This window comes from Synechococcus sp. PROS-9-1 (assembly GCF_014279775.1).
Classification (GTDB): Bacteria; Cyanobacteriota; Cyanobacteriia; order PCC-6307; family Cyanobiaceae; genus Synechococcus_C.
The window spans coordinates 1087067-1101531 of the sequence record NZ_CP047961.1 but is presented as its reverse complement, the minus strand read 5'-3'; the positions used below and the strand labels follow the sequence as shown (position 1 = coordinate 1101531).

Here is a 14465-nt window from a genome sequence, read left to right as displayed (position 1 = left end):
CAGGACTTTCGATGAGAGACTGAAAGCGACCTCAATCAGCTCATGCTCGTTCACGTCCTTCTTTACGACGCCGGTCAGGACAGTGAGGGCATTCATTCCCTTGAGCTCTCTGGCCAGACCGTGGTTTTGATGTTTGAAAACTGCGACGATGCCGAACGGTATGCAGGTCTTTTAGAGGCCCAAGATTTCCCAACTCCCACTGTTGAAGCTCTCGAGCAACACGAGGTGGAACTGTTCTGCACGGAGGCTGGATATGAAGCGCGACTCGTCGAAACAGGCTTCGTACCTAAATCGGATGACGAGCGCTTGATGCTCGCTCCTCCGAGTTCCAATCGTGATGTCAGTAATTGGCAAACAGAAGATCAATCGGTGGATAGTGTTCAGCCAACAAGCCCAAGTGATGGTCTGGATGATGTCCGCCGTCGCCTGGAAGGTTTGCTGTGAATCCGTCTGAAAATCGGGGCTACCTCACAACAGAGCAGTCGAACCCACGCAGCGCTGATTTGGATGTGTTGTCCACAATTGATCTGGTGAAGCTGTTCATCGATGAAGATCGCAAACCTCAATTAGCTGTTGAGGGTGCTTCAGAAGCCCTTAGCGCTGCAGTCGATGCTGTGGCATCGCGGTTAAGCAAAGGCGGGCGATTGTTTTACATCGGAGCAGGAACCTCTGGTCGTCTTGGTGTTTTGGATGCCGCTGAATGTCCCCCCACCTTTTGCAGCCCACCAGAACTGGTACAAGGTGTTTTGGCCGGAGGTGCTCCGGCCCTTTTACGCAGTTCAGAGGGACTTGAGGATCTAGACACAGCAGGCGTAGACGACCTCAAAGAACATCAATTCGGCGCTGATGATTGCTTAGTAGGCATTGCCGCTGGTGGCACCACTCCCTATGTACGGGGTGCACTTCAATACGCCGTGGATTTACAAGCCTTGGCGATTGCAATGGCCTGCGTTCCCGCAGAACAGGCGCCCATGCCCTGCCACCTGGACATCCGCTTGCTCACCGGCCCAGAACTGCTCACTGGATCAACGCGTTTGAAGGCGGGAACCGCCACAAAAATGGCACTCAACATTCTTTCCACCGGTGTGATGGTGAAATTGGGAAAGGTGTATGGAAACCGCATGGTTGATGTCGCTGCTAGCAACAGCAAACTTGTCGACCGCTCACTGAGAATTTTGACCGATCTCGTTGGCTTATCACGCGAGCAGGGGCTTCCCCTCCTCACCGAAGCCAAGGGATCGGTGAAGCGGGCTCTGGTCATGGCTGCTGGATCCATGGATCTTCAAGAATCCGAAACCCTGCTCACCAATTACAACGGCAACCTGCGCAAAGCCCTTGGCTCGATCGGAATCACTCTGAATGCAGCAGCTCATTGAGCTTGAGCGGTTGCTGGCCCCCAATAGGCACTCGTGAATAAATCCAGGCGTTGCCGGGTCGCCGCAGGAACGGCATCTGGAGGGGTCATCAAGGCATCTTTAAGGGCCTGATGAGCAGGAGAAGACGGACGTTCACGAGCTAATTTCTCCATGAGAGCGAACAGGATTGGACCTGTGGCATCGGCATTGGCTTTGAGGTTGCCAATGATCATTTCAACCGTCACAGCATCGTGCTCGGTATGCCAGCAATCAAAATCAGTCACCATGCTGAGCGAGGCATAGGCGATTTCGGCTTCTCTTGCTAAACGGGCTTCGGTGTGATTTGTCATGCCAATCACATCACAACCCCAGGTGCGATACATCTCGCTTTCAGCTCTCGTTGAGAACGCCGGACCTTCCATGCACAGATAGGTGCCACCACGATGCAGCCGATGTCCCGATGGCATTTCGGTGGATGCTGCAGTTGCAAGCAAATCACTCAATCGCTCGCAAAAGGGATCAGCAAGACTGACGTGAGCAACGCAGCCATCGCCAAAGAAGGATTGAGGCCTCTGCATCGTTCTGTCGATGAACTGGTTGGGAACAACCATGTCGCGAGGGCGCAGATGTTCCTGAAGAGATCCCACGGCTGAAACTGAGATCAACCAGCGGACTCCTAAGGACCTCATGGCCCAGAGATTGGCTCGATAGGGAACTTCGCTTGGCAGCAGGTGATGCGAGCGTCCATGGCGGGCAAGAAACACCACCTCAACTCCATTCAATTGGCCGACTCGCAAACAATCAGAAGGAACACCAAATGGTGTATCCAACGTGACCTCTTCAACGGATTCGAGTCCATCGATCGCATACAAACCACTACCACCAATCACACCAACGCGAGCGTCTTGGAGGGAGGAGTGGAGTGTGGTCATGGTGAAAAGCGGGCGTGCATTGACACTCATCTTGCTCGCTTGCCTAAGATCGTTTTTTGCCTTTGGTGCCTTGACGACAGTCCTGATGAAAACGGATGCCGGCCAGATCAAGCTGGAAATGTTCGATCAAGATGCGCCGAACACCGTCGCCAATTTTGTGAAACTCGCGCGGGAAGGGTTTTACGACGGTCTTGCCTTCCATCGCGTCATTGACGGTTTTATGGCTCAGGGTGGATGCCCCAATAGCCGTGAAGGCGCAAAAGGAATGCCTGGAACAGGCGGTCCTGGCTACATGATCAATTGCGAGATCAACAGCAAAAAGCATGCCCCGGGCATTCTTTCGATGGCCCATGCCGGTAAGAACACGGGCGGAAGCCAATTCTTCATCGTCCATGAAGCTCAGCCGCACCTCGATGGTGTTCACACCGTGTTTGGGCAAACCGGCGACATGGATGTTGTTCTCGCCTTGAAAAATGGCAGTCGCATTGAAAGCGTCACCGTGACCGACTGATCCGTCAGGACCAGTGAATCAAAATCGGCTGGTCAGATTGGTCTGACCAGCCATTTTTTTTGTGATTCAGCAGAGAAGCCAAGTCCCTGTCTTCACGATTAAGTTGCAAGGAAGGATGGAGACGCTGTTCCGCTTTTGCCGTTTTCAAGAGCCCGAGCCTTTTTGTTTCCGTCCAAGAGGCCAAAGATTTGAGAAATAGCTCAATCGCAGTGATGTCGCCTGACACAGTCCAAACAAATTGAGGACGCTCCCAAAGCGCAAGCAGTCTTGGTGTTTGTTCTGGTTGCAAAGTAAGACTTAATTTTGATGCCAGCATCTCAGCCCTATTCAAAAGATCTGGGAGCTTGGCACTGAGAGCTTCGCCACAATCCCAAGCAAGAGTTACAACATCGGCTGCACTATTTTCATTAAATAGATGTCCTAATTTATCTCTTTTTGTGGCTAGATAATTGGCATTATGGTCACCTGGGTTGATGATGAGTGGGATTCGACTCACCACTTCCAGGCCATAACCACCGAGTCCAGCAATTTTGCGAGGGTTGTTGGTCAGGAGCCTTAGGCGATGAATACCAAGATCACCAAGAATCTGTGCTCCAACTCCGTAATTTCTTAAATCAGCTCCAAATCCCAGCTTCTCGTTTGCTTCCACGGTGTCAAGGCCTCCATCTTGAAGGCTGTAAGCCTTCAACTTATTGATCAGACCAATGCCACGACCTTCTTGGCGTAAATAAACAACAACACCTTCACCTTCTTGCTCTATTTGAGACAGCGCAGCCTCAAGTTGTGGCCTGCAGTCACAACGAAGAGAACCAAAGGCATCACCCGTAAGGCACTCTGAATGCATCCGAACCAGTACAGGTTCTTGGAGTTGCCCGGGAATACCTTTCACCAGGGCAACATGCTCACTGTTGTCCAGTTCATTGCGAAATCCGATCGCCTGGAACTGTCCGAACTGACTAGGCATGACAGCCTGAGCATGGCGACGAACAAACCGCTCGTTTTGAAGCCTGTAGCTGATGAGATCTGCAATGCTGATCAGCCGTAAGCCAAATTGTTTGGCGTAGTCCTGCAGTTCTGGCAGACGAGCCATCGACCCATCGGAATTCTGTATTTCGCAAATCACCCCCGATGGGATGAGTCCTGCGAGCTGGGCGAGATCAACGGCAGCTTCTGTATGTCCAGCACGTTTGAGCACACCTCCAGAACGGGCCCTCAGCGGAAACACGTGCCCTGGACGCCGCAGATCGGATGGCTTGGCATCGGCCTGAAGCACAACCTGAATCGTGCGAGATCGGTCCTCCGCTGAAATTCCAGTCGAGACACCATGCTCAGGGCCGGCATCAATACTCACCGTGAATGCCGTTTGATTTTCATCGGTGTTGCGATCAACCATCAAGGGAAGGTCGAGGGCATCAAGACGATCACCTTCGATGGCAAGACAGATCAAGCCTCGAGCCTCTTTGGCCATGAAATTGATCTGTTCTGGCGTCGCAAACTGCGAAGCACAAATCAAATCTCCTTCGTTTTCACGGCGTTCGTCATCGACGACAACAACGCACTCGCCATTACGGATGGCGTTGAGGGCATCGGGGATGGAATCAAAGATCGGATCCATGCCCTCGGCAGCTACGGCTGAATGGCTCAGCGTTCTAGGTATCCAACAGGCTCTCATCATGATCGACGCCAGTACGATCAGCCGATCATTCCGCTCAGTTCATGGCGATCAAACGAGTTGCGGTCATCGGAGCATCCGGATATGGGGGCTTGCAAAGCCTGAGGCTGTTGCAGTCCCATCCCAATTTTGAGATCAGCCTGCTCGGCGGAGAACGCAGTGCTGGCAAACGTTGGAGCGAGCTGTGCCCGTTTTTGCCCCTACCGGATGATCCCCTGGTGGAGAGTCCTGAGCCCACAAGAATTGCTGAGCGGGCTGATGTGGCTTTGCTCAGCCTTCCGAATGGATTGGCGAGTGGCCTCGTTCCTGGACTTCTGGAACGAGGCGTTCGGGTTATCGATCTGTCTGCTGATTATCGATACCGCTCGCTCGACCAGTGGTCGAGCGTCTATGCCCAGGAGGCTCTTTCGTGCAAGCGCACGGATGCCGATCTGTGCTTAGAAGCCGTCTACGGATTACCTGAGTGGAATGCTTCTGCCATTGCAACAGCTCGATTGGTTGCTGCACCTGGCTGCTTTCCCACCGCGAGCTTGCTTCCTTTGTTGCCCTTCCTCAAGCAAGGTTTGATCGAACAGGACGGTGTGATCATCGATGCAAAGACGGGTACATCCGGTGGCGGTCGCGCTGCAAAAGAACATCTACTGCTGGCGGAAGCTTCTGAATCAATAAGTCCTTACGGCGTTGTTGGCCATCGCCACACCTCTGAAATTGAGCAGATGGCCAGTGAGGTTGCTGGATGTGGCATCCAGTTGCAGTTCACCCCCCATCTCGTTCCCATGGTGCGCGGGCTGCTCTCAACGGTGTACGCCAGATTGCGCGATCCGGGACTGACAGCCGAAGACTGCACCACAGTTCTGGATAGTTTTTATCGCCATCACACCTGCGTCACGGTGTTGCCTGTTGGAACCTACCCAGCAACCAAATGGGCCAAACACACCAATCGGGCCTTTTTATCCGTACAAGTCGACAATCGAACCGGACGTCTTGTTCTGATGAGCGCTGTTGACAACTTGATGAAAGGACAAGCCGCACAAGCCATTCAATGTCTGAACCTGATGGCAGGCCTGCCGGGCGAGACAGCTTTGCCGCTCGCTCCTTTTTATCCTTGATCTCTGTTGGTCGACAGCGCCAAGGCCTGCCGCCACTTCAATCCGGCAAGAGCAATGGCCCAGGGCAAAATGCGATGTTCCTGGGATTGAATACGCGTGGCCAAGGACGCTGGACTGTCGTCCTGAAGCACTGGAACAGCCGCCTGGGCGATAACTGGTCCGGTATCCACATCAGCCTGGACCAGATGTGCCGTGCAACCACTGATCCGCACCGACGCTTGAAGAGCTTGACCAACCGCATCGAGACCTTTGAAGCTGGGCAAAAGTGATGGGTGGATATTGAGCAATCTGTTCGGGAAAGCTTCGATCAGCACTGGAGTCACAATCCTCATCCATCCAGCCATCACAATCAGGTCCACACCCGCCTCAAGAAACGCAGTCACAAGGGCGTGATCAAGACGTTCTCTCGTCTCAAACTGACGATGATCCAATAACTGACAAGGAATGTTGAGACGTTGTGCTCTCTTCTCAGCGCCACAGCCTCGGTTGTTGACCACTAATAGGCGAATGTCGGCATGAAGCTCATTAGCAGAGATCGACTCTTGAATCGCCTCGAAATTGCTTCCGTTGCCAGAGGCCATCACTCCCAATTGCAATGCTGGCTGAAAATGTGGCCATTGCTGGATCGATGGGGAGATCAGCTCGAGACCTGAATCGAGTGCATCATCAGCACAGTGGCTAAGGTTCAAATGCGAGGGCATCATCTGCTCATGTCCCATTTGACCATCCTGCCAACCGTCATTACAGACCTCGAGCTTCTTGAGGAAACTCTGTTGGCGGAGCACTACCTCGTCCAGCGTCCAGGCCTGATCAAAGCGTTTGGCCAGGAGATGTATCCGGCTGAATTGGTGGCCACAGACAGCAGCGGGCTCCAAATGGGCTGGAGGTGGGATGACGATGGATCCTTGGCGTTGATGCTGGATCTTGGGCAAACCAGAGATTCCGCAGGCCACAAAACACATCTCAAAACCATTTTGCGGGCTTATGCCCTGAGGTCAGCCCTCCGCTCTGCAGATGGGGTCACCTTCGATCCTTCCGTCTCAACGACAGACCAGCAGGGAGCTGAGCGGGCCATGAGTTGATGGGTGGCGTCAGGATTTCGATCGATCTCTGTGAGCCTGCACGTCAGCAACTCAAGGTGAAACTCGAGTGGACACCACGAGTGCATCACCAATCCTGGCTGATGCCTAGTTGGACACCTGGGTCCTATACCGTTCGTGACCACGCACAGCATCTTCACAGTCTTCAGCTTCAGCAATCGGGTCGCGCTGTTATTACCAAGCGAGTTGCTCCTTCGTGCTGGGTGGCCGAGCTCCTGAACCTCGACCCCGTTTGCTTGACCTACACGCTGGAAGCGCGTCAGCTCACAGTTCGCACTAATCATTTAGATCCAGATTTCGCATCCCTGTGCCTTCCCGCAGTGGTCATGCTGATTGATGGGGAACGCTGGAATCCGCATCATCTGCAGCTGTCATTGCCACCCGGTTGGTTGGGACATCTCCCCCTGCCAAGTGGGGTCGATGGATACGAAGCACAAGACTTTGACCATCTCGTTGATGCACCCATACACGCCGGTCCCTTCCATTCACGCCGGTTCACGGTTTGTGGTCATCACCATGAATTACTAACGATTGGCGAACCACCGATGGGTTGGCCTCTGACGCTTCAAGCAGATATTGAGGCCGTCTGTGCAGCCGCCTGCAAGTTGATGGGAACCCCACCACCGGCTGGGGATCGTTATCAATTAGTGATTCAGATACTTGATCAAGGCTATGGCGGTTTAGAGCATGATCATTCTTCAGTGCTTCAATTTTCGTGGGAAGCTCTCACAAAAAAGGATGGCTATCGACAGCTTCTGCAATTGATTGGCCATGAATACTTTCACCAATGGAATGTACGTAGACTCCGACCTGGCGCCTACGTTCCCTATCGATACGATAAGGCAGAAATCAGCGATGGTCTTTGGTTTGCAGAAGGAATTACCAGTTATTTTGATCTAACGCTGTCGCTATTAGCAGCTAAATCTGACCGTCAGACTTTTCTTGAAGATTTAGGAAAAGATATTTCTCATGTCCTGGTTAATCCTGGATGTAAGATCCAATCCTTAGCAGATAGTTCAAGAGAAGCATGGCTAAGGCTTTACAAGCAAACAGCCGCTAATTCTGTGGCTCAAATTAGCTATTACCGACTTGGCACTGTTGTCTCATTTTGCCTTGATGTACAGCTAAGGCAATCAGGTTCATCTCTCTCCTCCGTTGTTCGAGATCTTTGGCAGCGCTTAGGGCGCCATGGCAAGGGGTATGAGCCAACAGACCTGATTGATGCTGTAGCTGCTCACAACATGTCACTAGCCGAGCGTTTACCAACCTGGCTTGAAACTACGAATTCAGCTCCGATTCACGACAGCCTGAACGCTCTTGGCTTGCAAGCTGTCGCGATTCACTCGAAGCATCCATACGTAGGAATGCAACTTTCCAAACAAAAAGGTCGATTGTTGATCAACAAGGTGAGTCCTGACGGTCCTGCCGAACAAGCAGGCCTTGTCCCAGGGGACGAAGTGATCGGAGCTCATGATTGGCGTCTAAGGGGACTTGAGCATTGGCAAGCACTCATTCAAGGTCCAGAACAGATTCCAGTTCTTTACGCACGTCGCGGTCGGCTTAGCTCGACAATCCTGAAGAAAAGCGATCCAATTGTGGAGCAATGGGAGATCACTTGGGACTCTGGTGCCTCGTCATCACAAAAAGAATTACGTGATCGATGGTTTTCAATCGTGTAACTGAAATCTGGAAGCGACTGCAGACTCAATCATCACGTCGTAGCTCCACTGTCATTCTTTGTAGTGGCACTCTTGTTGTTGGCATGGGTGCGCTGGCCTGGTTGAGCAATGATCAAAGTGTTGCACTAAAAGAAAGGAGTCCATCTCTCCTCGATCTTCTCGATCAAGTTGGCAGCGAGGCGAATCTAGAGCGTAAAAAAGTTGAGCAAACCAAACCACCGCTACCCCCTAGGGCGATCTCCTGGTCGTCGCCCCTGGCTAAACAATGTTCAGGTTTTGACTCCAAGGTGAAAAAAAGGCTTAAAGCACAACAAGGCACCCTGAAGCAAAGACGTGTTTCTGTAGCAACAGATCCTTCTAATTTCGGAAAACGCTTCAGAATGAATCCATGGGGAGAGTCTCTTAATCCAGATCCACGCGTCGTTGTCCTTCATGAAACGGTGTACTCGCTTGATTCGGCAGTGAATACCTTTATGACTCCTCATCCCAGAGATCCAGACCAAGTGAGCTATCACACAGTGATTGGGCTTGATGGAAAAATCGTTGATCTTGTTGATCCACTCAAACGTGCCTATGGTGCTGGCTATTCAGCTTTTCTGGGTGAATGGGCTGTAACCAATGCAAAAATAAGGGGCTCCGTTAATAACTTTGCACTTCACTTAAGCCTTGAAACGCCTTTTGATGGCGAAAATAGCAGATCTAGCCATAGCGGATACTCATCAGCTCAATATGACTCACTGGCACTTGTATTGAAAGACTGGATCGATCGTTTTGGATTTACTCCAGCAGCCATTACGACCCACCGTCATGTAGATCTTGGTGGAGAACGTGGTGATCCAAGAAGTTTTGATTGGGAAGAACTTCAAATCCGACTTGGTGCTTTAGAAGCGCTTTGTCCTTCTTGAGTCAGGAAATATTGATGAATAGCCGGTGATCAAATAATATATATTTAAATCACTAGATTACAATCAGCTATTAAACCAAAGGCTGTGTGATTGGACGACGCTCAGAATAGATTAGGCCGTGCAACTCAGTATCTTGCATGTATCGCAACACACGTCTTGGATAATCAAGCTTGCCATTATGGAGGTACGCCAAGGTTGCAATTGCTTTGGCATCAACATACGAACGACTCGCAATTAAAACTTGATCAGGAGAGAGGCCTAATTCTTTTTTGAGGCGAGCTATCTTTGCTGCAAGTAATTCAACATTCGCTTCGGAATTCATCAAAAGATTTCTCGCTTCAGCGATTTCAATTTTTGATGGTTGCAAGGGAAGTCGACCTTGATGAATTAACTCACTAATTCCAAGCTGAGCAGGGCCGTGCGTTGACACAAGTCCGGAATGCACAACAAAGGGCAGATCTTCTCCCGGCTTGGAATGCTGTATTTCATCAAACAAGATTGCTGTTACTAGCATCGGATTGACCCGATAACGTCGCGATTCCCGCTTAATAACGGGCTTCAGGTCTTGAAGTCGATTGACCGTTTGAGTGCGCAGAGGCTGGAATTGGTCCATGCCCCGAGTGAACAACTGAGCGAGTCGCGTCTGTGGTCCATGGACTCCAAAACGACGCTGCAGCAGCAAAAGCTCTTCTGGGCTGAAGACACTCGGATCACCCTGCAGAGGCTGCGTCTGGATCTCAGCATCGACTAAGGGAAGTTGTGCGGGGTTGCGAAGGTGAGCAACGGACAAACAGATGAAGCCCAAAACTCCCGCTATGGCAACAACCTGACGTCCAAAAAAGCTCACTAAACACTGTCCACGTTTCCGCCGAGAGAATAACCGCGTTATTCCAATTCATGGGCATCTCGGAAAATCAAGGATAGGTTCGGTGGTGAAGGTTCTCCGCAAGAGATGAGCTTCCCGGATTTCAGCTCCATCGATAGCCAGACCCAGTGGCAACGCTTTTGCGATTTGCTTTGGTATCACGACGATCTCGGCCTCTGGCTTGATGTCAGTCGGATGCATCTCAACAGTTCTGATCTCGAGGCGCTCACTCCCCGTCTGGAACAAGCGTTTAAGGCGATGGAGGCCTTGGAAGGAGGTGCGATCGCCAACGCCGATGAGCAACGTCAAGTTGGCCACTATTGGTTGCGTCAGCCGCAACTAGCGCCGGATCAACAGGTTGGGGTGAGCATCTCTGCTGAAATTGATGCCATCGATCAATTTGGCAAATCGATTCTTGCTGGATCCATTCAGGCTCCGAACGGACAGTCCTTTACCGATGTCCTTTGGATCGGAATCGGAGGGAGTGCTCTTGGTCCTCTGCTCATGGTTCGAGCTCTTCAGGACCATGAAGTAGGCCTGCCGTTCCACTTTTTCGACAACGTGGACCCCAATGGCATGAGCCGGGTTCTTCAAAGCCTGGGTGAACGTCTCCGTACAACGCTGGTGATCACAGTGAGCAAGTCGGGGGGAACACCGGAGCCTCATCTCGGCATGGAACAAGCCAGACACCGCCTCGAAGCTGCAGGAGGCATTTGGCCAGGGCAAGCAGTCGTGGTCACCATGGCGGGCAGCAAGCTCGATCAGCAAGCTGAAAAAGAAAACTGGCTTCAGCGCTTCGACATGTTCGACTGGATTGGAGGTCGAACAAGCATCACGAGTGCTGTTGGTTTATTACCTGGCGCTTTGATCGGTTGCGATATCCGTGGCTTCTTGGCAGGTGCCGCTCAAATGGATGAAGCCACGCGCTGTCCAGATGTGCGCCGCAATCCATCAGCACTCATGGCAGCGGCCTGGTATGCCGCCGGCGAGGGCAAAGGCAAACGCGACATGGTCGTGCTCCCTTACCGAGATCGTCTTGAGGTTTTCAGTCGTTACCTCCAACAGCTGGTGATGGAATCGCTCGGTAAACACCTTGATCGCGATGGCCAGGAAGTGCATCAGGGAATTGCTGTGTATGGAAACAAGGGATCAACCGACCAACACGCCTACGTTCAGCAGTTGCGTGACGGTATCGATAATTTTTTCGTGACCTTCATCGAAGTCCTGCGTGATGTTGATGACATCCCTGCGATCGAGGGTGAGCGCCCTGGAGATTTCCTCGATGGGTTCCTGCAAGGAACGCGCTCAGCACTCACGGAAGGAGGGCGGCAAAGCCTGAGTATCAGCATGCGGAGCTTTGATGCCCGCCGTCTCGGAGCACTGATCGCCTTGTTTGAGCGGACCGTTGGTTTGTATGGGGAATTGGTCAATGTGAATGCCTATCACCAGCAAGGTGTCGAAGCAGGCAAAAAAGCCGCTGCCGCCATTCTCAATTTGCAAAAGCAAGTAGAAGATGTCCTCTCTGACGGAGTGTCCAGGTCTGCATTGGACATCCAGAAGGCCGTTGGATCAGGCACCGAAGAAGCCATTTTTTGGATCCTGCGTCATCTCACAGGTAACGATCGTGGATACGTGGCACAGGGAAGCTGGGACAGTCCAGCCTCACTGCGCTTCAGCAAAGGTTGATCCGTTAGGAGCTCGGCACCAGGTTGACGAGCTTTCCTGGAACCACAATCACGCGTCTAGGGGGCTTGCCTTCCAGCCAGCGTTGGGCCACGTCGCTGGCAAGAGCCAGACGCTCTAGCTCTTCTTTGCTGCAATCCACGGCTACGGACATCGATCCCCGCACCTTTCCTTTGACTTGAATCACCACTTCAATGGACTCCAAGACAAGAGCAGCAGGGTCATGGTCTGGCCATGGCTGAAGGTGAACACTGTCTTCACCGCCTAGTTGTTGCCAAAACTCCTCGGCCAAGTGAGGCGCAAAGGGCGCCAGTAAACGTACGAGAGCAGACATCGCTTCTTGCCGCACACCAGCAGAGGCTTGAGCTAAGCCAGAAGAGAGGGCATTGCTCAGCTTCATCAGCTCAGAAATCGCCGTATTGAACTGAAAGTCATCACTGAGATCCTCGCTAACAGCCTTGATGGCCTGGTGAACGGCCCGACGCATGTCACTGTCTGATTCGCCTGTGGCAGGGGAGACTGCAACATGCTTGACCTGCGCATCCACTAGACGCCAAAGACGCTGCAAGAAACGGAATTGACCCTCCACATCCGCGTCGTCCCATTCCAAATCCTTTTCTGGAGGCGCTTTGAAGAGAATGAACATCCGAGCGGTATCGGCGCCGTAGCGATCGATCACAGCAGCAGGATCCACCCCGTTGTGCTTCGACTTAGACATTTTCTCGAACGAAACCTCCAAAGGTCCACCGTCATCCGGATCGAGGGGGTTGGATTCATCTTTCACCGCTTTCGGGGAGACATAACGCCCTGTTCTCGGATTGCGGTAGGTGGTGCCCTGCACCATGCCTTGCGTTAGCAAGCGTTCAAAAGGTTCCTTTGCCTCTAGTAAATCACGATCTTTCAATGCCTTTGTAAAAAAGCGCGCATACAATAAGTGAAGAATTGCATGCTCAATTCCCCCCACATACTGCTTAACCGGCAACCATCGATTAACCGAGGTTGCATCAAATGGAAGCTCTCGATTATGAGGGTCTGCAAAACGCAGGAAATACCACGATGAACACATAAAAGTGTCCATCGTGTCGGTCTCGCGGCGAGCAGGTTTTCCACACTTGGGACAGCTCACACTGACCCAATCCTCAGCACATGCGAGGGGAGATCCTCCCGAACCTTTGAGATCAACCCCAGTTGGCAATTCCACAGGAAGCTGATCACGGGGAACTGGAACAGCACCACAATCATCACAATGAATAATTGGGATCGGACATCCCCAATATCTCTGACGGGAAATCAACCAATCGCGAAGCCTGTATTGGCGTTTAGCCCGAGCCCAACCGTTCTCGGCCCCATGATTTGTTATCGCAGTTTTAGCCTCTTCATTCGTTAATCCACTAAAACCAGCGCTGTGAATCAAGCTGCCTGGTCCCGTCCATGCTTCGCCGTCATTGAGATGCTCATTGGTTCCTGCAACTTCAATGACCCGTTGAACGGGTAATTCATGTTGCCGAGCAAATGTAAAATCTCGAACATCATGGGCCGGTACCCCCATGACAGCTCCAGTGCCGTAATCAGCCAGCACGTAATCGGCAATCCAAATGGGAATCGATTCACCATTGGCTGGATTAATGGCTATCGCACCGGTGGGAACTCCACGTTTTGGTTGATCTTCAGAGGTACGCTCCTCTTGACTCAATTCAGCCATAAGCTCCCTGAACGCAGTCACCGAGATCCGTTCATCGCTTGTGGTGAGTTGATCGACGAGAGCGTTATCAGGAGCCAATACGAGATAGCTCACTCCAAACAACGTGTCAGGACGCGTTGTAAAAACAGTGATTGAAGTGCCTGGATGGGCTTCAACTTGGAAATCGATCTCCGCACCAATGGAACGGCCAATCCAATTGGCCTGCATGGTGCGGACGCGTTCAGGCCAACCCTGAAGTTGATCAAGATCATCAAGCAGGGCGTCGGCGTAATCAGTGATGCGTAAAAACCATTGGCGCAAGTCCCGCTTTTCCACCAACGCTCCAGAGCGCCAGGAGCGTCCCTCTGCATCCACTTGCTCATTGGCAAGCACCGTTTGATCAACGGGATCCCAGTTGACAGTGGCGTCCTTTTGGTAAGCAAGCCCGCCGGCATGAAGTTCCAGGAACAGCCATTGAGTCCAGCGGTAGTAATCGCTGTGACAGGTTGCTAGCTCACGATCCCAGTCGATTGACAACCCCAGGCGACTCAACTGTCCACGCATCTGAGCGATGTTGCTGTCTGTCCAAACGCCGGGTTCGATCTTTCGTTCAATCGCAGCATTTTCAGCTGGTAAGCCAAAAGCATCCCAACCCATGGGATGAAGCACCGCATCTCCTCGCATGCGTTGCACCCGAGCAATCACATCCGTAATGACGTAATTGCGAACATGTCCCATGTGAAGCGTTCCCGAGGGATACGGAAACATCGACAAGGCATAGAAAGGTCGCTGGCCTGGCTTCGGGTCCTGCGTTTCATAGAGCCGCTGGTCGTTCCAAAGCACTTGCCATCGCTCTTCAAGCGCAAAGGGTTGATACCGATCAGGGGCCGAAGAGGCTGGGCTGGCGGATGGGGACGAGGAAGCCGTCACGTCAGGGGAACATTTGGAAAGATCGTGACACAAATGCTGGTTT

13 protein-coding genes are annotated in these 14465 nt (G+C 52.1%); 8 read left to right on the top strand and 5 right to left on the bottom strand.

Annotation, left to right across the window (positions count from 1 at the left end; all coding sequences use genetic code 11):
• Nucleotides 1-42: 42 nt before the first annotated feature.
• Nucleotides 43-444, top strand: a complete 402-nt coding sequence (locus tag SynPROS91_RS05805; RefSeq protein WP_186519177.1) for a DUF3110 domain-containing protein — start codon at nt 43-45, stop codon at nt 442-444.
• A complete protein-coding gene (gene murQ / locus SynPROS91_RS05800; RefSeq protein ID WP_186519175.1) occupies nt 441-1376 on the top strand; it encodes an N-acetylmuramic acid 6-phosphate etherase in 936 nt (311 codons plus the stop codon). Before SynPROS91_RS05805 ends, murQ begins: the two co-directional genes overlap by 4 nt.
• On the opposite strand, the gene mtnP is transcribed toward murQ, so the two are convergent.
• Nucleotides 1370-2287 (bottom strand): S-methyl-5'-thioadenosine phosphorylase, encoded by a 918-nt coding sequence (mtnP, locus tag SynPROS91_RS05795; protein WP_186519173.1) that lies wholly within the window; start codon nt 2285-2287, stop codon nt 1370-1372. The two genes, murQ and mtnP, sit on opposite strands and share 7 nt — an antisense overlap.
• A gap of 85 nt (nt 2288-2372) precedes the next feature.
• Between mtnP and SynPROS91_RS05790 the strand changes: the two genes are divergently transcribed.
• Nucleotides 2373-2798 (top strand): peptidylprolyl isomerase, encoded by a 426-nt coding sequence (locus SynPROS91_RS05790; protein ID WP_186519527.1) that lies wholly within the window; start codon nt 2373-2375, stop codon nt 2796-2798.
• Nucleotides 2799-2802: 4 nt separating this feature from the next.
• Here SynPROS91_RS05790 and ribBA read toward each other — a convergent pair whose 3' ends face one another.
• The gene (gene ribBA / locus SynPROS91_RS05785) at nt 2803-4413 is read right to left on the bottom strand and encodes a bifunctional 3,4-dihydroxy-2-butanone-4-phosphate synthase/GTP cyclohydrolase II (RefSeq protein ID WP_255439965.1); all 1611 of its coding nucleotides are present in this window, start codon (nt 4411-4413) and stop codon (nt 2803-2805) included.
• A gap of 101 nt (nt 4414-4514) precedes the next feature.
• Between ribBA and argC the strand changes: the two genes are divergently transcribed.
• Nucleotides 4515-5579: an N-acetyl-gamma-glutamyl-phosphate reductase gene (gene argC, locus SynPROS91_RS05780; RefSeq protein WP_186519171.1), complete on the top strand. Its 1065-nt coding sequence runs from the start codon at nt 4515-4517 to the stop codon at nt 5577-5579.
• On the opposite strand, the gene purN is transcribed toward argC, so the two are convergent.
• Complete coding sequence (gene purN / locus SynPROS91_RS05775) at nt 5570-6280, bottom strand: phosphoribosylglycinamide formyltransferase (RefSeq protein WP_186519523.1); 711 nt, start codon at nt 6278-6280, stop codon at nt 5570-5572. The genes argC and purN overlap by 10 nt on opposite strands.
• A gap of 9 nt (nt 6281-6289) precedes the next feature.
• Between purN and SynPROS91_RS05770 the strand changes: the two genes are divergently transcribed.
• The 3 genes from SynPROS91_RS05770 to SynPROS91_RS05760 are packed head-to-tail and all read left to right on the top strand — an operon-like array spanning nt 6290 to nt 9263.
• The gene (locus SynPROS91_RS05770) at nt 6290-6661 is read left to right on the top strand and encodes a DUF1257 domain-containing protein (RefSeq protein ID WP_186519169.1); all 372 of its coding nucleotides are present in this window, start codon (nt 6290-6292) and stop codon (nt 6659-6661) included.
• The gene (locus SynPROS91_RS05765) at nt 6661-8358 is read left to right on the top strand and encodes a M61 family metallopeptidase (protein WP_186519167.1); all 1698 of its coding nucleotides are present in this window, start codon (nt 6661-6663) and stop codon (nt 8356-8358) included. The genes SynPROS91_RS05770 and SynPROS91_RS05765 overlap by 1 nt, the downstream gene beginning before the upstream one ends.
• On the top strand, nt 8340-9263 hold the full coding sequence (locus tag SynPROS91_RS05760; protein ID WP_186519165.1) for an N-acetylmuramoyl-L-alanine amidase: 924 nt from the start codon (nt 8340-8342) through the stop codon (nt 9261-9263). The genes SynPROS91_RS05765 and SynPROS91_RS05760 overlap by 19 nt, the downstream gene beginning before the upstream one ends.
• 70 nt (nt 9264-9333) lie before the next feature.
• Here the strand turns inward: SynPROS91_RS05760 and SynPROS91_RS05755 are convergent, their stop codons facing one another.
• On the bottom strand, nt 9334-10110 hold the full coding sequence (locus SynPROS91_RS05755; RefSeq protein ID WP_186519163.1) for a helicase DnaB: 777 nt from the start codon (nt 10108-10110) through the stop codon (nt 9334-9336).
• A 105-nt stretch (nt 10111-10215) separates the two neighbouring features.
• Here SynPROS91_RS05755 and SynPROS91_RS05750 point away from each other — a divergent pair, with 105 nt between their 5' ends.
• Complete coding sequence (locus SynPROS91_RS05750) at nt 10216-11814, top strand: glucose-6-phosphate isomerase (protein WP_186519161.1); 1599 nt, start codon at nt 10216-10218, stop codon at nt 11812-11814.
• A 4-nt stretch (nt 11815-11818) separates the two neighbouring features.
• On the opposite strand, the gene leuS is transcribed toward SynPROS91_RS05750, so the two are convergent.
• Entirely contained in the window at nt 11819-14422 is a 2604-nt protein-coding gene (leuS, locus tag SynPROS91_RS05745) for a leucine--tRNA ligase (RefSeq protein ID WP_186519159.1), read from the bottom strand.
• Nucleotides 14423-14465: the final 43 nt, after the last annotated feature.